This window comes from Cedecea sp. B1(4), assembly GCF_059414925.1.
The window spans coordinates 118,835-140,390 of record NZ_JCAHMZ010000004.1 but is presented as its reverse complement, the minus strand read 5'-3'; the positions used below and the strand labels follow the sequence as shown (position 1 = coordinate 140,390).

At 53.9% G+C, this 21,556-nt stretch carries 20 protein-coding genes; 13 read left to right on the top strand and 7 right to left on the bottom strand.

Translation table 11 applies throughout. The annotated features are described in order from the left end of the window. Positions 1-77: 77 nt before the first annotated feature. Entirely contained in the window at positions 78-716 is a 639-nt protein-coding gene (gene acrR / locus ACR6JA_RS10275; protein ID WP_039295995.1) for a multidrug efflux transporter transcriptional repressor AcrR, read from the bottom strand. Between the two features lie 143 nt (positions 717-859). Between acrR and ACR6JA_RS10270 the strand changes: the two genes are divergently transcribed. From ACR6JA_RS10270 to ACR6JA_RS10245, 6 genes are all read left to right on the top strand, one after another. Beyond that, positions 860-2,059, top strand: coding sequence for an efflux RND transporter periplasmic adaptor subunit (locus tag ACR6JA_RS10270; protein ID WP_039295998.1), 1,200 nt, complete (start codon positions 860-862; stop codon positions 2,057-2,059). Positions 2,060-2,081: 22 nt separating this feature from the next. Then, complete coding sequence (acrB, locus tag ACR6JA_RS10265) at positions 2,082-5,231, top strand: multidrug efflux RND transporter permease subunit AcrB (RefSeq protein ID WP_494492688.1); 3,150 nt, start codon at positions 2,082-2,084, stop codon at positions 5,229-5,231. Between the two features lie 564 nt (positions 5,232-5,795). Then, positions 5,796-6,170, top strand: coding sequence for an Hha toxicity modulator TomB (tomB, locus tag ACR6JA_RS10260; protein ID WP_008460297.1), 375 nt, complete (start codon positions 5,796-5,798; stop codon positions 6,168-6,170). Between the two features lie 27 nt (positions 6,171-6,197). Beyond that, positions 6,198-6,413, top strand: coding sequence for a hemolysin expression-modulating protein Hha (hha, locus tag ACR6JA_RS10255; protein WP_008460299.1), 216 nt, complete (start codon positions 6,198-6,200; stop codon positions 6,411-6,413). A 250-nt stretch (positions 6,414-6,663) separates the two neighbouring features. Further along, positions 6,664-7,215, top strand: a complete 552-nt coding sequence (maa, locus tag ACR6JA_RS10250; RefSeq protein WP_008460300.1) for a maltose O-acetyltransferase — start codon at positions 6,664-6,666, stop codon at positions 7,213-7,215. A gap of 125 nt (positions 7,216-7,340) precedes the next feature. Beyond that, positions 7,341-7,817 carry a YlaC family protein gene (locus ACR6JA_RS10245; RefSeq protein ID WP_494492687.1) on the top strand — a complete coding sequence of 159 codons (477 nt, stop codon included), beginning with the start codon at positions 7,341-7,343 and terminating at the stop codon, positions 7,815-7,817. 3 nt (positions 7,818-7,820) lie between these two features. Here the strand turns inward: ACR6JA_RS10245 and ykgO are convergent, their stop codons facing one another. The 3 genes from ykgO to ACR6JA_RS10230 form a co-directional block, all read right to left on the bottom strand. Then, positions 7,821-7,961: a type B 50S ribosomal protein L36 gene (ykgO, locus tag ACR6JA_RS10240; protein WP_003859006.1), complete on the bottom strand. Its 141-nt coding sequence runs from the start codon at positions 7,959-7,961 to the stop codon at positions 7,821-7,823. Between the two features lie 3 nt (positions 7,962-7,964). Beyond that, positions 7,965-8,225 carry a type B 50S ribosomal protein L31 gene (locus ACR6JA_RS10235; RefSeq protein ID WP_008460319.1) on the bottom strand — a complete coding sequence of 87 codons (261 nt, stop codon included), beginning with the start codon at positions 8,223-8,225 and terminating at the stop codon, positions 7,965-7,967. Between the two features lie 124 nt (positions 8,226-8,349). Further along, positions 8,350-10,254, bottom strand: a complete 1,905-nt coding sequence (locus ACR6JA_RS10230) for a methyl-accepting chemotaxis protein (RefSeq protein ID WP_494492686.1) — start codon at positions 10,252-10,254, stop codon at positions 8,350-8,352. A 379-nt stretch (positions 10,255-10,633) separates the two neighbouring features. Here ACR6JA_RS10230 and ACR6JA_RS10225 point away from each other — a divergent pair, with 379 nt between their 5' ends. The 6 genes from ACR6JA_RS10225 to ACR6JA_RS10200 all read left to right on the top strand — a co-directional run bounded on the left by ACR6JA_RS10225 (position 10,634) and on the right by ACR6JA_RS10200 (position 16,851). Further along, positions 10,634-11,671: an isopenicillin N synthase family dioxygenase gene (locus ACR6JA_RS10225; protein WP_213715607.1), complete on the top strand. Its 1,038-nt coding sequence runs from the start codon at positions 10,634-10,636 to the stop codon at positions 11,669-11,671. 29 nt (positions 11,672-11,700) lie between these two features. Then, a complete protein-coding gene (locus tag ACR6JA_RS10220) occupies positions 11,701-12,507 on the top strand; it encodes a MetQ/NlpA family ABC transporter substrate-binding protein (RefSeq protein ID WP_213715606.1) in 807 nt (268 codons plus the stop codon). Then, on the top strand, positions 12,504-13,295 hold the full coding sequence (locus tag ACR6JA_RS10215) for a methionine ABC transporter ATP-binding protein (protein WP_494492685.1): 792 nt from the start codon (positions 12,504-12,506) through the stop codon (positions 13,293-13,295). Before ACR6JA_RS10220 ends, ACR6JA_RS10215 begins: the two co-directional genes overlap by 4 nt. Beyond that, positions 13,292-13,951: a methionine ABC transporter permease gene (locus ACR6JA_RS10210; protein ID WP_166864839.1), complete on the top strand. Its 660-nt coding sequence runs from the start codon at positions 13,292-13,294 to the stop codon at positions 13,949-13,951. Before ACR6JA_RS10215 ends, ACR6JA_RS10210 begins: the two co-directional genes overlap by 4 nt. Positions 13,952-14,153: 202 nt before the next feature. Then, positions 14,154-15,404 carry an oligosaccharide MFS transporter gene (locus ACR6JA_RS10205; protein WP_166990588.1) on the top strand — a complete coding sequence of 417 codons (1,251 nt, stop codon included), beginning with the start codon at positions 14,154-14,156 and terminating at the stop codon, positions 15,402-15,404. Between the two features lie 4 nt (positions 15,405-15,408). Beyond that, positions 15,409-16,851 (top strand): glycoside hydrolase family 32 protein, encoded by a 1,443-nt coding sequence (locus ACR6JA_RS10200; protein WP_494492684.1) that lies wholly within the window; start codon positions 15,409-15,411, stop codon positions 16,849-16,851. Here ACR6JA_RS10200 and ACR6JA_RS10195 read toward each other — a convergent pair. Together ACR6JA_RS10195 and ACR6JA_RS10190 are read right to left on the bottom strand one after the other, a co-directional pair. Then, positions 16,846-17,841 (bottom strand): LacI family DNA-binding transcriptional regulator, encoded by a 996-nt coding sequence (locus ACR6JA_RS10195; protein ID WP_494492683.1) that lies wholly within the window; start codon positions 17,839-17,841, stop codon positions 16,846-16,848. The genes ACR6JA_RS10200 and ACR6JA_RS10195 overlap by 6 nt on opposite strands. Positions 17,842-17,884: 43 nt before the next feature. Next, positions 17,885-19,285 carry a PTS transporter subunit EIIC gene (locus ACR6JA_RS10190; protein WP_213715601.1) on the bottom strand — a complete coding sequence of 467 codons (1,401 nt, stop codon included), beginning with the start codon at positions 19,283-19,285 and terminating at the stop codon, positions 17,885-17,887. 279 nt (positions 19,286-19,564) lie between these two features. On the opposite strand from ACR6JA_RS10190, the gene ACR6JA_RS10185 reads away from it, so the two are divergent. Further along, positions 19,565-20,764: an enolase C-terminal domain-like protein gene (locus ACR6JA_RS10185; RefSeq protein WP_494492682.1), complete on the top strand. Its 1,200-nt coding sequence runs from the start codon at positions 19,565-19,567 to the stop codon at positions 20,762-20,764. Here the strand turns inward: ACR6JA_RS10185 and ACR6JA_RS10180 are convergent. Beyond that, positions 20,761-21,474, bottom strand: a complete 714-nt coding sequence (locus tag ACR6JA_RS10180; RefSeq protein WP_494492681.1) for a GntR family transcriptional regulator — start codon at positions 21,472-21,474, stop codon at positions 20,761-20,763. The genes ACR6JA_RS10185 and ACR6JA_RS10180 overlap by 4 nt on opposite strands. Positions 21,475-21,556 lie beyond the last annotated feature (82 nt).

The following is a 21,556-nucleotide window of genomic DNA, read 5'->3' as shown; positions in this document are numbered from 1 at the left end:
CACGGCTTCAGGGCGCAGAATAGCAATCGCCCTCGGAGGAATCTCAAATGATTTATCGGGTGAATGGCAGCCGAAAGTTACGCCGGTTTGTTCAGCGTTGGGCTAAGCTGGAACATCTCCAGCAGGACGGCAATAAAGTCTGGCGCTTTAGCATGGAGATCAAAGGTTTCCGGGGCAACCAGCCAGTTCTCAATCAGCCCGGTAATATAGCTGCGCATCAACGTGACGGCGAGGGAAAGGCGCAGGCCTGCAGGTAACTTCCCCGCGTCGATGCAGCGCTGCAAAGCGGCCTCAATGCGTTCGTTGCCTTCCATGTAAAGCGTGCGTCGGGCCTGCTGCAAAACTTCGAGTTCGCCGACAAACTCGCACTTGTGGAAAATGATTTCCGTCATTAAGCGTCGGCGCTCTTCAGTCACCGTTGCCTGTAGGATATAAATGAGTAATTCTCTTATCACAGACAGTGGATCGTCTGGATATTTTGCCCGATACTCAATCTCTAAGTCACCAATACTGGATTCGGTTAGCTCCCAGATCTCACTAAACAACTCCGACTTATTTTTGAAATGCCAGTAAATCGCACCACGTGTTACCCCGGCAGCCTGCGCGATATCCGCGAGCGAAGTCGCAGAGACGCCCTGCTGTGAAAACAGGCGAATCGCAACGTCGAGGATGTGCTGGCGGGTTTCAAGCGCCTGAGCTTTGGTTTTTCGTGCCATAAGTGGGTGAATTTACTTTAGTCAGATTTACATACATTTGTGAACGTATGTACCATAGCACGACGATAATATAAACGCAGCAATGGGTTTGTGGACATTTGATCCATTGAACAACTTTGAAATCGGACACTCGAGGTTTACATATGAACAAAAACAGAGGGTTTACGCCTCTGGCGGCCGTTCTGATGCTCTCAGGCAGCTTAGCGCTTACAGGATGTAACGAGAAAGAGACCCAGCAGAGTGCGCCGCACGCCCCGGAAGTGGGTGTAGTGACTCTGAAAAGCGCGCCATTACAGATTACTACTGAGCTTCCAGGACGCACCAACGCCTTCCGCATTGCAGAAGTTCGCCCTCAGGTTAGCGGCATTATTCTGAAGCGTAACTTTACCGAAGGGAGCGACATTCAGGCTGGTGTTTCGCTGTATCAGATCGATCCTGCCACCTATCAGGCTGCGTACGACAGCGCAAAGGGCGACCTGGCGAAAGCCCAGTCCAGCGCAAATCTTGCACAGCTGACCGTCAAACGTTATCAGAAACTGCTGGGTACCAAGTACATCAGCCAGTCTGACTACGACACGGCCGCAGCAACCGCGCAGCAGGCAAACGCTGACGTCGTCGCAGCAAAAGCCGCGGTTGAAACTGCACGTATCAACCTGGCGTACACCAAAGTGACCTCGCCTATCAGCGGCCGCATCGGGAAATCCGCGGTCACCGAAGGTGCGCTGGTTACCAGCGGGCAAACCACCGCCCTCGCCACCGTCCAGCAGCTTGACCCTATTTATGTGGATGTGACCCAGTCCAGCGATGACTTCCTGCGTCTGAAGCAGGAGCTGGCCGACGGCAAACTGAAACAGGAAAACGGCAAAGCGAAAGTCCAACTGATGATGAACAACGGCGTCGCCTACCCTCAGGAAGGCTCGCTGGAATTCTCTGAAGTGACCGTTGACCAGACCACCGGGTCTATCACCCTGCGCGCTATCTTCCCTAACCCGGATAAAACCCTGCTGCCAGGGATGTTTGTTCGCGCCAAGCTGGAAGAAGGCGTTAACCCGAATGCTATCCTGGTTCCGCAGCAGGGGGTTACTCGTACTCCACGCGGCGATGCCTCCGCGATGGTCGTTGGGAAGGATGACAAAGTTGAAGTTCGCCAGCTGCAAACCAGCCAGGCGATCGGCGACAAATGGCTGGTTACCGATGGGTTACAAACAGGCGATCGCGTGATTGTTACCGGCCTACAGAAAGTAAAACCGGGTGTTCAGGTAAAAGCGCAGGAAGTTGCGGAAGACAATAAAGGCCAACAGCAACCCGCCGCAGGCGCGCAGTCAGAACAACCGAAGTCTTAACTCAAACAGGAGCCGTTAAGACATGTCTAAGTTTTTTATCGATCGCCCCATCTTTGCCTGGGTAATCGCCATCATTATTATGTTGGCGGGTGCGCTTGCGATCATGAAATTGCCTATCGCGCAGTATCCTACGATCGCGCCACCGGCCATTCAGATCTCGGCTAACTACCCGGGTGCAGATGCGAAAACGGTACAGGATTCAGTAACCCAGGTTATCGAACAGAATATGAACGGTATCGATGGCCTGTTATACATGTCCTCTACCAGTGATTCCTCTGGTACCGTTCAAATCACCATCACCTTCGATTCCGGCACCGATGCCGATATCGCACAGGTTCAGGTGCAGAACAAACTGCAATTGGCTATGCCGCTGCTGCCGCAGGAAGTACAGCAGCAAGGGGTTAGCGTTGAGAAGTCCTCAAGCAGCTTCCTGATGGTACTGGGTATGATCAGCACCGACGGTTCTATGAACCAGCAGGATATTGCGGACTACGTTGGCGCAACCATTAAAGATCCGGTCAGCCGTACCCACGGTGTCGGTGACGTTCAGCTGTTTGGTGCTCAGTACGCGATGCGTATCTGGATGGATCCGAACAAACTGAACAACTACCAGCTGACGCCGGTGGATGTGATCAACGCTATCAAGGCACAAAACGCCCAGGTAGCGGCGGGCCAGCTCGGTGGGACTCCGCCGGTCAAAGGTCAGCAGTTGAACGCCTCCATCATTGCGCAAACCCGTCTGAAATCAGCAGAAGAGTTCAGCAAAATCCTGATGAAAGTGAATCAGGATGGATCTCGCGTACTGCTGAAAGACGTGGCAAAAGTTGAGTTGGGCGGCGAAAGCTATGACGTTATCGCTCGCTATAACGGCCAGCCTGCTGCCGGTCTGGGTGTAAAACTGGCTACCGGTGCTAACGCCCTGGATACCGCCGAAGCGGTACGCGCCACGGTAGAAAAACTTCAGCCTTACTTCCCGGCGGGACTGAAAGTTGTATACCCGTACGACACCACGCCGTTCGTTAAAATCTCCATTAACGAAGTGGTGAAAACGCTGGTCGAAGCTATCGTGCTGGTGTTCCTGGTTATGTATCTGTTCCTGCAGAACTTCCGGGCAACGCTGATTCCAACCATTGCGGTACCGGTGGTACTGCTGGGCACATTCGCTATCCTTGCCGCCTTTGGCTACTCGATAAACACCCTGACGATGTTCGGCATGGTGCTGGCGATAGGCCTGTTGGTGGATGACGCCATCGTTGTGGTTGAGAACGTCGAGCGTGTGATGGTGGAAGATGGACTGCCACCGAAGGAAGCCACACGCAAATCCATGGGTCAGATTCAGGGCGCACTGGTCGGTATCGCGATGGTACTTTCTGCAGTGTTTGTCCCAATGGCCTTCTTCGGCGGCTCTACCGGTGCCATCTATCGTCAGTTCTCGATTACTATCGTTTCGGCGATGGTGCTGTCGGTACTGGTCGCGATGATCCTGACTCCTGCACTCTGTGCAACCATGCTTAAGCCAATCCCGAAAGGTCATCACGATGACAAGAAAGGGTTCTTCGGCTGGTTCAACAGAATGTTCGACAAGAGCACGCACCACTACACCGACAGCGTCGGTAACATTCTGCGTAGCACAGGTCGTTACCTGCTGCTGTATCTGATGATTGTGGTTGGCATGGCAGTGCTGTTTGTTCGTCTGCCGAGCTCGTTCCTGCCGGACGAAGACCAGGGCGTGCTGTTAGCCATGGCGCAGCTGCCAGCGGGGGCAACCCAGGAACGTACGCAGAAAGTGCTGGATGAAGTCACGGATTACTTCCTGACGAAAGAGAAAGCCAACGTTAACTCAGTGTTTACCGTTAACGGCTTCGGCTTCTCAGGTCGTGGTCAGAACACCGGTCTGGCGTTCGTTTCGCTGAAAGACTGGAGTGAGCGCTCTGGAGAAGAGAACAAAGTTCCGGCTATTGCAGGCCGTGCGATGGGCACCTTCTCGCAGATTAAAGATGCAATGGTGTTTGCCTTTAACCTGCCGGCGATTGTCGAGCTGGGTACCGCAACCGGCTTTGACTTCCAGCTGATTGACCAGGCAAACCTTGGCCACGAGCAGCTCACACAGGCTCGTAACCAGCTGTTCGGCATGATTGCCCAGCACCCTGACCTGCTGGTTGGCGTGCGTCCGAACGGTCTGGAAGATACACCGCAGTTCAAAATCGATATCGATCAGGAAAAAGCACAGGCGCTGGGGGTATCCATTAGCGATATCAATACCACTCTGGGCGCAGCCTGGGGCGGCAGCTACGTCAATGACTTCATCGACCGTGGCCGCGTGAAGAAAGTGTACGTCATGGCCGAAGCGCCATACCGTATGCTGCCAAGCGACATCGGTAACTGGTACGTGCGTGGCTCTTCCGGCCAGATGGTACCGTTCTCCGCGTTCTCTACCTCACGCTGGGAATACGGTTCACCGCGTCTGGAACGTTACAATGGCTTACCGTCCATGGAAATTCTTGGCCAGGCAGCACCGGGTAAAAGTACCGGTGAAGCAATGGACATGATGGAACAGCTTGCGTCGAAATTGCCAACCGGCATTGGCTTTGACTGGACGGGCATGTCCTACCAGGAACGCCTGTCCGGCAACCAGGCCCCTGCCCTGTACGCCATCTCGCTGATTGTGGTGTTCCTGTGTCTGGCGGCGCTGTATGAGAGCTGGTCAATTCCGTTCTCGGTCATGCTGGTTGTTCCGCTTGGCGTATTCGGTGCCCTGCTGGCGGCAACGATGCGTGGCCTCACCAACGACGTTTACTTCCAGGTTGGCCTGCTAACAACCATTGGTTTGTCGGCGAAGAACGCGATACTTATCGTTGAATTCGCCAAAGATCTGATGGAGAAAGAAGGCAAAGGTCTGATTGAAGCGACGCTGGAAGCCGTGCGTATGCGTCTGCGTCCGATCCTGATGACTTCTCTGGCGTTTATCCTGGGGGTAATGCCGCTGGTTATCAGTACCGGTGCGGGCAGTGGCGCGCAGAACGCCGTAGGTACCGGTGTAATGGGCGGTATGGTGACTGCGACCGTGCTGGCTATCTTCTTCGTGCCGGTGTTCTTCGTGGTGGTACGCCGCCGCTTTAGCCGCAAGAGTGAAGATATTGAACATGCGCATGTGGTAGAGCATCACCAGTAAGCCGTTCAATCACATAACAAAAGGCCGCATAATGCGGCCTTTTTTATGAATGCAGAAACCGGTTTCAGTATTGTTAATTCAGATTTCTTATTTCCACATTCACTTCTCTCTTCCGCATTATCTTCAACATAAATGCCGCCTCATTTCGGAAAAAATAACGCTTAAATGCTCGTTAATCCATGATTAACGAAACAACAAAAACCGAAGTGTTACATTTATTTGGGAATATTCTTACAAATTAACGCCTGATTTTTAGCCGGATACAGAATCGTCTTATAGATTGATTAACCAGCTGAAAGTTATAAATATTACCGATTATGGGTTAATGACTGCCTGAGAATTTAAGTTAAAATTCATACTAAAGTTTTAATTCACATTTAGTAACGTATTCCCCTTTTTTAACTTAATTGTAATTTTTCGTTAGAGCCGCATGAAATCCAGGCAATATTGATTTATAGTTACAGCACATGTAATAATCGTGGCAACAGTTCTTCACCTCATCAGGTGTGTCCACCCCAACCCGTTGTGTTTATCATTTGGTTTACCGATAAAAGGGGCAGCACTATGGACGAATACTCACCAAAGCGGCATGACATCGCGCAGCTTAAGTTCCTCTGTGAGAGTCTGTATCACGATTGTCTGACCAATCTTGGTGAGAGCAATCATGGGTGGGTTAATGACCCTACGTCGGCCATTAATCTGCAGTTGAATGAATTGATTGAGCACATTGCAGCATCGGCGCTTAATTATAAGATTAAGTATCCAGATGAGAGCAAATTGATTGAACAGATTGATGAATACCTGGACGATACTTTCATGTTATTTAGCAATTACGGCATTAACGCACAGGACTTGCAGCGGTGGCGTAAATCAGGGAATCGCTTGTTCAGATGTTTCATCAGTGAGAGTCGCGCTAATCCAGTAAGCCACTCGTTCTAAAAATATTAAAATACTTAAGGCGAATTTATGACTACCAAGCTCACTAAGACTGATTATTTGATGCGCCTGCGGCGTTGTCAGACAATTGATACGCTGGAACGCGTAATAGAAAAAAATAAATATGAATTATCAGATAATGAACTGGCGGTATTTTATTCAGCAGCCGACCACCGTCTTGCAGAACTGACGATGAATAAACTGTATGATAAAATCCCACCGTCAGTGTGGAAATTTATTCGTTAATAGTTGTCTTATTAAATAATATTTAAAATCACATTTTATCTTCTGTTATTGTCTGGTTTGTCTCAGTCGATGTTACACAGGTTTGGATTAACGCCCGTTAACCAGCCAGCGAAATACCGCCAGCACTCCTCAACGCTAACCTTCCGCGCCGCAGTCTGCGACGTGAGGTCCATCACGCTCAGGGAACGATACCCACTCTTTTCTTCCGAAATTCAGGTAGCCTTGCAGGCCACTGAAGAGGGAACCCGTGATGAGTGAAGAAAAGCGTAAAATGATTGCCGGAGAGCTATACCGGCCTGGAGACGAAACCCTGCAGCTAGAGAGCCACAAAGCACGCCAGCTGCTGCATCGCTACAACCAAAGTTCGCCGGACGAACAGGCGTACCGCGATGAGATTCTCGCCGAGCTGCTTGGCCAGAGCGAAGGGGCTTACATCGAACCCACTTTCCGCTGCGACTATGGCTACAACATCTACCTGGGTAAAAACTTCTACGCCAACTTCGAATGCGTCATGCTGGACCCTTGTCCTATCCGCATTGGTGACAACTGTATGCTGGCACCTGGCGTTCATATTTATACCGCGACCCATCCCCTGGATGCAGAAACACGAAATAGCGGAGTCGAACTTGGCAAGCCGGTGACAATTGGCAATAACGTCTGGATTGGCGGACGCGCGGTTATTAATCCGGGCGTCACCATTGGCGATAATGTGGTGGTGGGTTCAGGCTCGGTAGTGACCAGAGATATCCCAGCCAACTGCGTTGTTGTGGGTAACCCGGCCCGTATCATTAAGACGCTTTAAGTCGGTCAGGCTTGTTAACTGTTATGGTTATTTTTGGCTTATCTGTTACTTTTTTGCCTGGTCCCTGGTTCTTAAAATAGTCTGGCCACGCGTACAACCGAAACAGAGAACTTAGAAGGCACACCATGTCAGAAATTCAGCGCCTGCTTACCAATACCATCGAACATCTGAATGAAACTGAAAAGCGCGATAACCGCCCGCGCTTCAGTATCAGTTTTATCCGCAAGCATCCCGGATTATTTATTGGCATGTATATCGGCTGGTTTGCCACAATGTGGGTAATGCTGGAATCAGAAACCCTGGCGGGCTCAGTATGGCTGCTGGTCGTGCTGTTCGCGCTGATGAACGCGTTTTTCTTCTTTGACGTCAACCCTCGCTACCGCTACAGCGATATTGACGTTCTCGACCTGCGCGTTTGCTATAACGGCGAATGGTACAACACCCGCAACGTGCCCACGGCGCTGATCGATGAAATTCTTAACTCCCCAAGCGTGGATGAAGAGCAAAAATCTTTGTTGCACAAAATGCTCAACCGCAAAGGGGAACTGTCGTTTTATGATGTATTCTCACTCACCCGCCAGCAGCCTGCGGGTGAGCGATAACCGCTAGCGACGTTTCTTCCGTCCCTGCACCGCTTTAAAACGCGGATTAGATTTGCAAATCACATACAGCCGCCCCTTACGCTTCACAATCTGGCAATCGGGGTGGCGCTGTTTTGCACTGCGAAGTGAATTCAATACCTGCATTTCTTAAGACTCCTTCCCGCCAAAGAACTTGCCAAAACGCTGCTGGAAGCGCGCCGGGCCGCCTTCATTGACGAAGACTTTCTGTTTGCCGGTGTAATGAGGATGTGAAGCAGAAGAGACTTCGATCGTCACGTAGGGGTAAGTCACCCCGTCCAGCTCAATCTCGCGGTCGGTTTTGATCGTCGAGCCCACTTTAAAATATTCATTTACGCTGGTGTCGTGAAACACCACGGTCCGGTAAAACGGATGGATATCGCGCTGCATAAAAATCATTCCGATATGTTATAACGTAACAATAAAATAAAAGATGATTGGGCAAATTGCAAGCGGGGTTTCAACGGGAAGGTAGGGCAAAAAGAAACGGGCACCGCCTGGGTGCCCGCTGTGATTAGAGTTTAAATCCGGCGACTACACGCTCAAGCTGAGTGGATTGTTCCGCCATCGAATGCGAGGCGGAAGAGACTTCCTGGACCAGTGCGGCGTTCTGCTGGGTGGTGCTATCCAGCTGATTAATCGCCAGATTCACCTGCTCAATGCCGGTGCTCTGCTCGCGGCTGGAAGACATAATTTCGGCCATCAACGTCGTCACGTTACGCACACCCTGAGTCAGCTCTTCCATGGTGCTGCCAGCCTGATTAACCAGCTCAGTCCCCAGATTCACATTGCTCACCGAATTTTCAATCAGCGCTTTGATTTCCCGTGCCGATTGCGCAGAACGCTGAGCCAGGCTGCGAACCTCAGAAGCCACAACCGCAAAACCTCTGCCCTGCTCACCGGCTCGGGCGGCTTCAACAGCGGCGTTGAGCGCCAGGATATTGGTCTGGAAAGCGATGCTGTCAATCACGCTGATAATATCCACCACTTTGCCGGAAGAAGTCTGAATAGCATTCATCGTGCTGACGACCTGCTTCACCACTTCTCCCCCTTTCACCGCCACGCTGGACGCTTCGCGCGCCAGCTCGTTGGCGTGGGCGGCGTTGTCGGCATTCTGGCGAACGGTGCTGGTCAGCTCCTCCATCGAGGCCGCTGTTTGCTCAATCGAACTGGCCTGATCTTCGGTTCGGGCGGACAGATCCTGGTTGCCCGTCGCAATCTGATGAGAGGCCGAAGAAATGGCCCGGGCGCTATCCCCAACCTGCCGCAGCATGGTTTGCAGGTAACTAATCACGCCGTTAAAACTGTCGATAATGGCATTAAATTCCGGGCTGCTGGTGGGCTCAAGGCGCTGCGTCAGGTCAGCACCACCGGCAGACAGACGGCTGATGTTGTGGTTAAGATCGCCCAGGCGGCGCATCATATTGCGAACAAACAGCACCAGGATCCCGAGCAAAACGATCGCCATCGGGATCTGCACCATGCCAAGGCGCAGCAGAATCGCGTCCGTTTGTTTGGCCAGCAGCGCAGTTGGCAGGTCAACCGCCAGAATCCACGGGCTGCCTTTTACCGTCTGTAAAATAACGGTGTGCGAAGTGCCGTCGTTATCGTATTCAATCTCACTGCTCTGGCTGGCATTGAAACCGGGCAACATTCCCTGAACCGCTTTCGCCATTGGCAGCGAGCCGCTTAGCTCAGAAAGATTTTTTAAGCCCGCCGTTTTGCCAATCTGATCCGCGTTGCCGACGACTTTCCCGTCGGCTTCGATGATCAGCACCTGGCCTTTCACCGCCTCGCTCATCTGTTTGGCCAGCTGATTAAAGAAGCCCAGCGTCACGTCGATGGTTGCCACGCCCCACGGCTGCCCCTCTTTGGTAATCGCCATGGCGCAGTTAGTTCGCGGCTGCGGGCTGGCGTCATCCTGGTAGGCGTTTGCCCAGGCACATTGCCCTGCCGGAGACGCCAGCCCGGCTTTGTACCACACCTGCTCGTAGTAGTTAGGCGCGGCATCCGAGTTCCAGTAGGTGTTTTCTTCAAGTTTATTGCTGCCGTTGCGGGCAAAGAAAGTGCTGAACTTATTACGCCCCGCCTCGCGTTTTTCCGGCAGAGGCCAGATGCCGCCGCCAAACACGTTCACATCCTGGTACTGATCCACCAGCGTCGGTAATAACTTATTAATATCATCGCTTTGCATCGCAGCCACGGACTGGGTAATGCTGCGCATCTGCGCCTGTACCCGGTTCATCTGCTCGGTAATATTGACCGCCACGTTATCCACTTCGAAGCGAATCAGCTGGGTTTCATTGTGCTTAAGCTGCGGCGTCACAAAAAAGTGAATCACCAGCGAAGTGACCGCAATTAACAACATGAAAAACAAACATAAAGAGGTAATAAATCGGGATTGTGTAGTTTTTAGCATGATGAAGACACCTGGTGGTAGAAAGCGAAACGCTTAGCAACCTCTTCGGCATAAAACCCATAAACTTAACTGCCGCCATAACTTAACAGCTCGTTAACTATTTCTAAATGTAATTAAGCCTCAGTGAAATCCATAAGTTACCCCTATTCATTGAAATATTTTGCAATGATTAGACTTTTCTCGTTTCCGCAAATGCTTAGAACCCCACCGGGTCATACCTTAGAAGATAACAATATTGGGCGAGGTTTTTTGATTGCGGCAAGGTAAGCGCTAACGCTACCCGACCGTATCCAAAAGGACATTGCCATGATGCTGCCCCGCTGTTGTGCCGAACTCAACGTAACCCCTTTATCCAAGACCCTGATTACCGGAGTAAACTATGAGCACAAATCCTGGCCTGGCACTGCCGATTCTTGACCTGTCCCAGCTGAGCGGCAGCGAAACTGACCGTTCAGCCTTCCTCAGCCAGTTGCGCTACGCCGCGCGAGAAATTGGCTTTTTCTACCTGATCAACCACGGTATCAGCCCTGACCTGCAGCAGGCGGTCCAGGACGAAGCCCGCAGCTTCTTTGCCCTCCCCGACGATGAAAAACAGCAGGTGGCGATGATCCATTCGCCGCATTTCCGTGGCTACAACCGCGCCGCCAGCGAACTTACCCGCGGCCAGCCCGACTGGCGCGAACAGTTTGACCTTGGCGCAGAACGCCAGGCATTGCCGCCGGATGAATATGCCCCGGCGTGGCGTCGCCTGCAGGGGCCAAACCTCTGGCCGACTGCCAGACCTGCACTCAAGCCCACGCTTTTACGGTGGCAAAGCGAAATGACCGCGGTAGCGTTAAAACTGCTGCGCACCTTTGCCGAAGCCCTTAGCCTGCCGGCCGATGCCTTTGACGACCTTTACGGCAACCTGCCCAACGAACACATCAAACTGATTCGCTATCCGGGTCAGTCTGCCACGCAGAGCAGCCAGGGCGTGGGCGCTCATAAAGACTCCGGCTTCCTGAGCTTCCTGTTGCAGGACGAGAAAAAAGGCCTGCAGGTCGAAGTCTCACCGGACAACTGGGTCGATGCCCAGCCGCTGCCGGGCAGCTTTGTAGTCAACATTGGCGAACTGCTGGAGCTGGCGACCAACGGCTACCTGCGCGCTACCGTTCACCGGGTGGTGTCTCCACCTCAGGATGAAGAACGTCTGTCGATTGCCTTCTTCCTCGGCGCACAGCTCAACGCTGTGGTGCCGGTTTATCAGCTCCCGGAATCGCTGGCCCGCGAAGCCCAAGGGCCAGAAAGCGACCCGCAAAACCCGCTGCTGCGCGACGTGGGCTGGAACTATCTGAAAGGCCGACTGCGCTCACACCCTGACGTGGCGGAGCGCTATTACCCGGATATCCTTCGTAACAGCAGTGAACTGATCGCTTAATAAAACATTAAAACAAAAGGAAAATAACGATGAAAAAGACCGCTTTTAAATTGGCTGGCGTTGCGCTGTCACTGTCTCTGGCTTTCGCGGCACAGGCCGCAGATGCGCTGCGCGTCGCGGCAGATCCGGTCCCGCATGCGGAAATCCTCGCCTTTGTGCAAAAACTCGACCCTAACCTCAAACTGAAGGTCGTCGAACTGAGCAACGGCGTTAACGCCAACGAACTGCTGGCGAACGGCGACGTCGATGCCAACTACTTCCAGCATGTGCCTTATCTACGTGACCAGGAGAAAGCGCTCGGCAAGAAATTTGTTGTCGCCGCCACGGTACATATCGAACCGCTGGGCATCTACTCGCACAAATACAAAGACCTGAAATCCATCCCGGAAGGCACAACCATCGCGGTGCCGAACAACGTCACCAACCTCAGTCGTGCCCTTTACCTGCTCCAGGACAAAGGCCTGATCACCCTCAAACCGGAATTTAAGGACGCCGCCACCAACCAGGCAACGCCCAAAGACATCGCCAGCAACCCGAAGAATCTGAAAATCCTGGAAGTTGAATCCCCGCAGATTCCCCGTTCGCTGGATGACGTAGGCCTGGGCGTGATCAACGGCAACTATGCGCTGGAAGCCGGACTCAGCCCGGCCAAAGACGCCCTTGGCCTGGAAAGCGCCACCCATAACCCTTACGCCAACATTCTGGTCACCAACCCGAATCTGGAAAACGACCCGCGCATCAAACAGCTGGCGAAAGACCTTGAATCCCCTCAGGTGGCCGAGTTCATTCGCAAGCAGTACAAAGGCTCGGTGATCCCGGTAGAGACTAAGTCATGATCGCCCTTGAGCGGCTGAGCAAAGTGTACGCCGGAGAAGACCGACCGGCGCTGGATGACATTAACCTTGTGGTCCCGGATGGCGCTATTTACGGCATTCTTGGCCGCAGCGGCGCCGGGAAAAGTACGCTTATTCGCTGTCTCAATCTGCTGGAGCGGCCCACCTCGGGCCGCATTATCATGAATGACCGGGACATCACCACTTTTAACCAGCGCGAGCTGCGCCAGCACCGCCAGCGCACCGGCATGGTGTTCCAGCATTTCAACCTGATCCACGCCCGCAGCGTGGAGGACAATGTCGCCGTGCCGCTGGAAATCTCCGGCACACCGCGTGAGGCTCGCCAAAAGCGCGTTGCCGAGCTGCTGAATCTTGTGGGCCTGAGCGACAAAGCCAAAGCCTTTCCGTCCCAGCTTTCCGGCGGGCAAAAACAGCGCGTTGGCATTGCCCGGGCGCTGGCCGCCCACCCGGAAATCCTGCTCTGCGATGAGGCCACTAGCGCGCTGGATCCTGACACGACCGCGTCAATTCTGGCCCTGCTGGCGGACATCAACCGCCAGCTTGGGCTGACTATCGTACTGATCACCCATCAACTGGAAGTCGTCAAAGCCATCTGCGATCACGCGGCGCTGCTGGAGCACGGCAAATTAATCGAAAGCGGCCCGCTGTCTGAACGATTAGTAGACCCGTTCTCCAGATTACGTACTTCGCTGCTGCACGACGCAGAGGCCGAACGCGAGTTCTTACGCCGCCACGGCGTGGAAGGGAGAGTTTTATGCGAAGTAGCATGAGTTGGGAAGATCTTTGGCCACTGCTGCTGGACGGCACCCTCGACACGCTTTACATGGTGGGCCTGGCCGGGCTGTTTACCGTACTGATTGGGCTGCCGCTCGGCGTCCTGCTGTTCCTGACTCGCCGGGATGCGGTATTGCCCGCCCCCCGCTTGAATCAGGTACTCGGCAGCATCATTAACGTGGGGCGCTCTTTGCCGTTTATTGTCCTGCTTATCGCGCTGATCCCGCTGACCCGCATTATCGTCGGCACCACGCTCGGCAGCACTGCGGCTGTGGTGCCCATCACCATCGGCGCCTTCCCCTTCTTCGCCCGCGTGGTCGAAAGCGCGCTGGATGAGGTAGACAAAGGCCGGATTGAAGCCATTCTGTCGATGGGCGGCAACGCCTGGCATGTGGTGAGTAAAGTGCTGCTGCCCGAGGCGCTCCCTGCCATTCTGGCGGGCATCACGCTGACAATAGTGATGCTGATCGGCTTCTCTTCAATGGCCGGTGTTATCGGCGGCGGTGGCCTGGGCGACCTGGCGATTCGCTACGGCTACCAGCGCTTTAACAACCAGGTCATGGTCGGGACCGTCATCATCCTGATTGTAATGGTGCATCTGGTGCAAAGCCTCGGCGACCATTTAGTTCGCCGCCTGGCCCATCGCCGCTGATCCGCCCTGATGAACGCCCGATGCCCTGCATCGGGCCTCCCTCTAATTTCCCTCTTTCGCTGATGATCCAATCTGGATCACAAAACCACATTGTTAACGTTAACTATTGCGATTAACATCACATTTATGAAGCTTACGCTCTTCTCCCACTTAAAAGTTAACGTTAACAATACAGCCATTCAAGCATTCAGAGACTGCACACATGGCACTGACCAAACGCAATAAACACCACTATCTGATCCTGAGCGGGCTGCTGTTTACCTTTTTCTGGACCTGGTCATCGGCGTTTTCACTGATCGCCCTCTGGCTGAACCAGAAAATCGGCCTGAAAGGAGCAGAAACCGGGCTGATCTTCTCAATCATCGCCTTTACCGCCCTGTGTGCTCAGCCGCTGTACGGCTTTGTTCAGGACAAACTGGGGCTTCGTAAATCGCTGCTGTGGGTGATAGGCGTCCTGCTTCTGATAAGCGGGCCCTGGTTTATCTTCGTCTGCACGCCCTTGCTCCAGATAAATATTGTCGCAGGTGCTATCAGCGTAGGGCTTTATGTCGGGGCAACCTTCTTCGCCGGGATTGGTGCGCTGGAGTCCTATACCGAACGCGTCAGCCGCATCGTCGGCTTTGAATACGGCAAGTCACGCATGTGGGGCTCTTTAGGCTGGGCTGGCGCTACATTTTTTGCCGGGCTGCTCTTTAATCTCGATCCACAGCTGAATTTTTGGATGGGTAGCGCCTCTGCCTGCCTGTTTCTGCTGTTGCTGTGGCGCATGCGCGATATGCAACCCAACGCCCTCAGCGAACTAGAATACGGCAAAGCCAGCGCCCTTACGCTGACCGATGCCTTCGGGCTGCTGAAGCTCTCTCGCTTCTGGGCGCTGGTCCTTTTCGTTTGCGGCGTCAGCGTCTACAACGTATACGATCAGCAGTTCCCTGTTTATTTCGCCTCGCTGTTTAACGACGTACAGCGCGGCAACGAAATGTTTGGTTTTCTCAACTCTTTCCAGGTTTTTCTGGAAGCGGGCGGAATGTTTCTCGCCCCAATGCTGGTCAACCGCATAGGGGCCAAACGCGGGTTGCTGCTCAGCGGCCTGATCATGGCCATGCGTATTTTTGGCTCCGGTATGGCAAGCGATCCGCTGACCATCTCCTGCATGAAGCTATTGCACGCCGTTGAGCTTCCTATCCTGCTTATTTCAATGTTTAAGTACATCACCACGCAGTTCGATCAGCGACTCTCCGCCACGCTGTATCTGGTGGGCTTCCAGTTTATAACGTCAATCTGTGCCACCGTACTTTCTCCACTGGTAGGGCGCGGCTACGACCAGCTAGGCTTCGCAGACACCTACATGATTCTGGCCGGACTGGTTCTGGCACTCACGCTGATATCCGCTTTTCTGCTCAAAGACTCAACCCCCGGGAACGAACATCCTTCTTTAAATCTGACCACCAGGTAATGCTATGAATACCCCACTGAACAAGGCGCAATCCGCCTTAGAAACTCTGCAAACAGCGCGCGGCAACGCCTTTTATCCGCTCTATCATCTGGCCCCACCCGCGGGCTGGATGAACGATCCTAACGGCCTGATTTATCACAATGGGCTTTACCACGCCTTCTATCAACACCATCCGTTCGATCAAAACTGGGGGCCAATGCATTGGGGGCATGCCACCAGCCGGGATATGGTTCGCTGGGAACATCAGCCCATTGCGCTGGCGCCGGGGGACGAATGGGATCGCGATGGCTGCTTCTCCGGCAGCGCGGTGGACGATAACGGCGTGCTCTCGCTGATTTACACCGGGCATATCTGGCTGGAAGGTGCGGGCAATGACAGCGCTATACGCCAGGTGCAATGTCTCGCCACCAGCGAAGACGGGGTTCACTTTAAGAAACAAGGCGTCATTCTCACCCCACCGCCCGGCATCATGCATTTCCGCGATCCGAAGGTATGGCAACAGGAGGGCACCTGGTGGATGGTCATTGGTGCCCGGGACGAGCACGATCGAGGCAAAGTATTACTTTATCGAGGCAATTCACTTCGTGACTGGCAGTTAGATCGCATTCTCGCAGAAGCCAACGCGGATATGGGTTATATGTGGGAATGCCCGGATTTCTTCCCGCTCGGAAACAGCCAGATCCTGATGTTTTCCCCGCAGGGCATCAAGGCTAAAGGCCTGGCTTATCAGAACCTGTTCCAGAGCGGCTATTTGCGTGGGCGATGGCAACCGGGGAAAGGCTTCACCGTTTATCAGCCGTTTGAAGAGATGGATCACGGCCACGATTTTTACGCCCCGCAGTCCTTTGTCGCCGAAGATGGCCGCCGCATCGTGCTGGGATGGATGGACATGTGGGAATCTCCCATGCCTTCTAAACGCGAAGGCTGGGCGGGTTGCCTTACCGTGCCGCGCGAGCTGTGCATGATGCCAAACGGCAAACTCTACCAAAATCCGGTTCACGAACTGGCAACGCTCCGCACCGGGGAGCAATTAGTGCTGCCCTGCGTGCTGGAAACGCAAGAGCTGATGCTGCACCCGAATGCAGAAGCCGTGGAGTTAGAGATAGCCTGGGAAGCCGGGCAAAGCACGGCTGAACGCTACGGTATTCGCCTTGGACAGGGTTGTGAGCTGTTTGTCGATGCGTTGACGCAGCGTCTGGTGCTGTCACGCGGCTATCAGGACGCGCAGTTGGACGGCAATCGCAGCGTGCCGTTATCGGAAAACGGCGACCTGCATCTGCGGATTTTTATCGATCGCTCTTCCATCGAAGTCTTTGTTAACCATGGCGAATATTGTCTCAGCAGCCGCCTCTACCCGCAGCCTGGGGAACGTCAACTGGAACTGTTTGCCAGCCACGGGAAAGCCTTATGCCGGGGCGGCACGCTGTGGCAATTGAACGCGCTATAGCGAAACGCGCTTGACCAGCGGGCAAGGCAGCCGCTGGATGCCGCTGCGGGTCAACCCGTCAATTAAATGCAATGCCGCCTGGCGACCAATCGCGTCATGCGGCAACTGAACCGTCGTCAGCGGCGGAAGGAACAAATCACCGATCCCTATCTGATTATCGAATCCAAGCACAGCCACCTGCTCAGGAATTGCCACCCCCTGCGCCAACAGCGTCTGCCAGGCCACAAAAGCGATGCGGTCATTACCGCACACCAGCACATCGAAATCCGCTTTTCCCTGCAGGCAATGTGCCAGAACAAGCCCAGCCAATTCAGGATAATGGCTGTCGCCCCACTGCATGTGATACTGCATCACAGTCTCAACGTCGAGCCCGGCTTCGCGCCAGGCCTGCTCGAATCCATCCTGACGAGAACGGCTGGCAAGCGCTTCTTCGGGCAGCCACAGGCAAAGCGGACGGCGGTATCCCCGCTCAATCAGATGGCGAGTGGCCTGGTACTGCCCGTTAAAATCATCCGGAATGTAACTCGGTAAATCAGCATCATCACTAATACAGTTGGCCAGCACCACCCGGTGGTTTTTTAGTACCGCAGGGAGCTCAACGTGCCGCAGCCCCATCGAGGTAAAAATGATGCCGTCCGGCCGCTGGGCCAGGAGTTGATTCACTGCCCGCTCGGCGTCGCCAGCAGAAAGGATATTAATGAGAAAACTGTTCCAGCCTCGCTCACGTGCAGTCTGCTCAATGGCCAACAGTATTTCTACAGAATAGGGCGTGGTGGCGGTGTCCAGCGCCAGAATACCGATTGTCGATGCTTTAACGCCTTTGCTTCGAATCTTCCTGGCGGAATAGTCCGGCACATAATTCAGCTCATCAATGGCCCGCTGTACCCGCTCCCGGGTCGCCGGGCTAACGTGTTCAGCCTGATTAATGACCCTGGAAACGGTCATCAGCGACACGCCCGCCAGGGTTGCAACATCTTTCAGAGAAGCCATATCCAATCATTCAGCACGAGAGAAAAACCGATAGTAGCGGTTTTTACACGCTTTTTCTCGACGAGAATGCGTTTGTCTCTTTCTCACGCACCAGCACGGTGGTCAGCGCAAAAGAAAGTCCCAGCGCCAGCGCCACGCCCAGCAGGGCAAAGATAAAGTACGGCCCAATATAAGCGGGCAGACTAAAAATGCTCGACAGAATATAGCCGTACAGCCGCACGCCGAAGAACGCGATGAAGGCCGACGCAATCGAACTGGCAACCGTGGCGGCAATAAACGCTTTCTTGTAGCGGGTTAACACGCCAAACAGCGCCGGTTCGGTAATCCCCAGCAGCGCGGAGATCCCGGCAGAGAGCACCACCGAACGATCCGCCTTCGACTTGCTTTGCCGCCAGATGGCAAACGTCGCCCCGGCGATAGCCATGTTGGCCATAAACATCATCGGCATCAGCATGTCATAGCCGCGATCGGTAAAGTTCTGCAGCGCAATCGGCGTCATGGCGTGGTGCATTCCGGTCAGAATCGCTATCGGGCGAATTGCGCCCACCACCAGCCCAGCGAAGCTCGCGGAAATCCCGAACAGCCCTTCAATAAACCAGGCCAGCCCTTTCCCCAGATAAATCCCCAGCGGGCCGATCACCACCAGCGCTACCAGCGCGGAGATGAATAACGTCAGTGTCGGGGTGAACACCGTTTTCAGCACGTCAGGCATAATGCTGTCCACCCAGCGGTGGATGTAGCTCAGCGCCAGCACCGAGAAAATAACCGGGATCACGCTGGAGGCGTAGTTAAACACCGAAACCGGGATCGCATTCAGAAAATAGAAAGCATCCACCGCGCCCGCCTGATGCCCGGCCAGCGCTTTCGCCGCCTCAATCAGCGACGGATACATGAAGCAGGCCGCCACCGCCGCCGCGAGGTATTCGTTAGTTTTAAACATTCTTGCCGCGGAGATCGCGAGGAAAAACGGCAGGAAATAAAACACGCCGCTGGCGATGAGATCGATAACGATCACCGTATCGCTTTTGGCCGAAATCAGCTTGAGCGCCACCAGCCCGGCCAGCAGGCCTTTGATCATCCCCGCCCCGGCTATTGCCGGGACAATCGGGCCAAAAACGCCGGAAACCGTGTCCATAAACAGCGACACCAGGCTCTTACGCTCTTTCTTGCCAGTAGAAGCGGCAGGTGCCTCTTTTGCGCCGCCAAGCAGCGCAGTCAGTTGCTCATACCAGCTGTTCACCTGCGGGCCGATGATTATCTGAAACTGATCGCTTTGTGTCTGCGCGCCCAGCACGCCGGGCAGCTTTTTGATCTCTGCCTGGTTCACTTTATTATCATCAATTAAATCGAAACGCAGACGCGTCATGCAGTGCCAGACTTTATTAATATTATCCGTCCCGCCGACCAGACGAATAATAGAAGCAATGACGTCACGACTCCCCATGAATAACTCCCCGGTGTTGGTTTATTGTTATGTGTTGCTGCGCCGATGGTAGAGAATCGAAAAATCAAAAACAAACCAATGAAACATGACAACCGTCACAAATAGCCAAAACAAAAGAACAACAACAGTAATTGGTACGGTTTTATGGCCTTTAAAAGTGAAATAACTGACCAATAAAAAAGAGTCAAAAAAGCGTTTACCCGAGGAGAAAAATAGGGTGATAGTAATAGCAGAACTTAATTCACTGTGTTTATCTCAGCCTGACGGTGGAGCTTTCTCGTGCTACCCACAATTATCGAAAATATTGAATGTTTTATTACTAAACCGGACCGGCACAACCTGGTCACGGTCCGCGTCACCACTCACAAAGGCGTCACCGGCCTCGGCTGCGCCACCTTCCAGCAGCGGCCGCTGGCGGTAAAAACCCTGGTCGATGAATACCTCAAGCCGCTGTTAATTGGCCGCGACGCCAACCACATTGAAGACCTGTGGCAGATGATGACCGTCAACGCCTACTGGCGAAACGGACCGGTCATGAACAACGCCATCGCCGGCGTGGATATGGCGCTGTGGGACATCAAAGGCCAGCTGGCGAATATGCCGCTTTACCAGCTTTTAGGCGGCAAATCGAAGGATGCCATCGCCGTTTACAGCCACGCCGCCAGTGAAACGCTTGCAGGGCTCTATCAGGAAGTGGATAAGCTGCTGGCGCAAGGATACCGCTACATTCGCTGCCAGCTGGGGTTCTATGGCGGCACACCTCAGAGTATGCACCAGACCAAAGATCCCACGCCCGGCGCGTATTACGACCAGGACGAATACATGGCTAACACGGTGGAAATGTTCCGCGCATTGCGTGAGAAATACGGCCACCGCTTCCATATCCTGCATGACGTTCACGAGCGGTTATTCCCCCAGCAGGCCATTCAACTGGCGAAAGCGCTGGAGCCTTACCAGCCGTGGTTTATCGAAGATATTCTGCCGCCGCAGCAAAGCGCGTGGCTGGAACAGGTGCGCCAGCACTCCTCCGTGCCGCTGGCGATGGGCGAACTGTTCAACAACCCGGCGGAATGGCATGACCTGATCGTGAACCGCCGCATCGATTTTATTCGCTGCCACGTTTCGCAGATCGGCGGGATCACCCCGGCGCTAAAACTGGCGGTGCTCTGCCAGGCCTTTGGCGTGCGCCTCGCCTGGCACGGGCCACCGGACATGACGCCGATTGCGGTTGCGGTGAATACGCACCTGAACATTCACCTGCATAACGCGGCGATTCAGGAGTTTATTCCCGTCAAAGAGAACACCGCCGCCGTCTTCCCCGGCTCCCCGGCTGCGGAAAAAGGCTATATGTATCCGCTGGAAAAACCGGGCATTGGCGTGGGGTTTGACCAGCAGCAGGCGGAACGCTTCCCGGTGGAATATCGCCCGCACGAATGGACGCAAAGCCGCCTGCCCAACGGCGCGATCCACACGCCTTAAGACGTTTTACGCCGGGCGAGATTAGCGTGGTTGAAGGGGATGACATAGGTGCAGGAATAGTTGATATCGACGATATCGCTGATCTCAAACACCCGTCCCCCTTCCAGAATGCCACGGTTGCTGATTTGCATCGCGGGCTGGCCCTTCTTGCATTCGAGCAGTTGGGCCTGCTCTTTATTGACCACCACGGCCTGATAGCGGGTCAGCAAATGCGAAATACGAAACCCCTTGCTCAGAACATACTGCTGCAAAGAGCTTTCAATCACCTTCTGATTGAGATCCGGGAAATCTTTAGCCGGCATGCGCGACGTTTCAATCTGCACTTTTTGCTTATCCACCAGCCGCAGGCGGCAAAACTGCCAGATAAACGCCTCGGGGCCGAGGCCAAAAACCTGCTGCTCGTCGCGGTCGGGCAGCTTTTTATGCAGGCTAACCAGCCGAAACGTAATGCGATCGAAAGACTTTTCGGTAATCGAGTTATACACCAGCGGGCTGTTGCGGGCCTGCTCGTTAATCCAGATCCCGGAACCCTGAATAATGGAGACCACGCCAATGCTGACCAGTTTTTCCAGCGCCTGTCGAATGGTAAAGCGTGAAACCCCATATTCTTCGGCCAGCTGCCGCTCAGGCGGCAATTTGCGCGGGCCGGGCTCGCTGTGCTGATAAATTTTGCTCAGTAAATCCTGGGTCACAAAGTCTTTTTTTTTCATCGCGGGCTCCTAACCTTTGCGCTGAAACATAACATTCCTGTGCCCGGTGAACTATGCTGGCAGGTAAATTACCCCAAATGTT

Coding starts and splice junctions, on each gene's coding strand:
- ACR6JA_RS10220 (WP_213715606.1), top strand. CDS start 11,701: ATGAAAAAGACCGCTTTTAAATTGGCTGGCGTTGCGCTGTCACTGTCT.
- acrR (WP_039295995.1), bottom strand. CDS start 716: ATGGCACGAAAAACCAAAGCTCAGGCGCTTGAAACCCGCCAGCACATC.
- ACR6JA_RS10200 (WP_494492684.1), top strand. CDS start 15,409: ATGAATACCCCACTGAACAAGGCGCAATCCGCCTTAGAAACTCTGCAA.
- ACR6JA_RS10190 (WP_213715601.1), bottom strand. CDS start 19,285: ATGGGGAGTCGTGACGTCATTGCTTCTATTATTCGTCTGGTCGGCGGG.
- hha (WP_008460299.1), top strand. CDS start 6,198: ATGACTACCAAGCTCACTAAGACTGATTATTTGATGCGCCTGCGGCGT.
- tomB (WP_008460297.1), top strand. CDS start 5,796: ATGGACGAATACTCACCAAAGCGGCATGACATCGCGCAGCTTAAGTTC.
- ykgO (WP_003859006.1), bottom strand. CDS start 7,961: ATGCAGGTATTGAATTCACTTCGCAGTGCAAAACAGCGCCACCCCGAT.
- ACR6JA_RS10230 (WP_494492686.1), bottom strand. CDS start 10,254: ATGCTAAAAACTACACAATCCCGATTTATTACCTCTTTATGTTTGTTT.
- ACR6JA_RS10235 (WP_008460319.1), bottom strand. CDS start 8,225: ATGCAGCGCGATATCCATCCGTTTTACCGGACCGTGGTGTTTCACGAC.
- acrB (WP_494492688.1), top strand. CDS start 2,082: ATGTCTAAGTTTTTTATCGATCGCCCCATCTTTGCCTGGGTAATCGCC.
- ACR6JA_RS10205 (WP_166990588.1), top strand. CDS start 14,154: ATGGCACTGACCAAACGCAATAAACACCACTATCTGATCCTGAGCGGG.
- ACR6JA_RS10245 (WP_494492687.1), top strand. CDS start 7,341: ATGTCAGAAATTCAGCGCCTGCTTACCAATACCATCGAACATCTGAAT.
- ACR6JA_RS10180 (WP_494492681.1), bottom strand. CDS start 21,474: ATGAAAAAAAAAGACTTTGTGACCCAGGATTTACTGAGCAAAATTTAT.
- ACR6JA_RS10210 (WP_166864839.1), top strand. CDS start 13,292: ATGAGTTGGGAAGATCTTTGGCCACTGCTGCTGGACGGCACCCTCGAC.
- ACR6JA_RS10195 (WP_494492683.1), bottom strand. CDS start 17,841: ATGGCTTCTCTGAAAGATGTTGCAACCCTGGCGGGCGTGTCGCTGATG.
- maa (WP_008460300.1), top strand. CDS start 6,664: ATGAGTGAAGAAAAGCGTAAAATGATTGCCGGAGAGCTATACCGGCCT.
- ACR6JA_RS10215 (WP_494492685.1), top strand. CDS start 12,504: ATGATCGCCCTTGAGCGGCTGAGCAAAGTGTACGCCGGAGAAGACCGA.
- ACR6JA_RS10225 (WP_213715607.1), top strand. CDS start 10,634: ATGAGCACAAATCCTGGCCTGGCACTGCCGATTCTTGACCTGTCCCAG.
- ACR6JA_RS10270 (WP_039295998.1), top strand. CDS start 860: ATGAACAAAAACAGAGGGTTTACGCCTCTGGCGGCCGTTCTGATGCTC.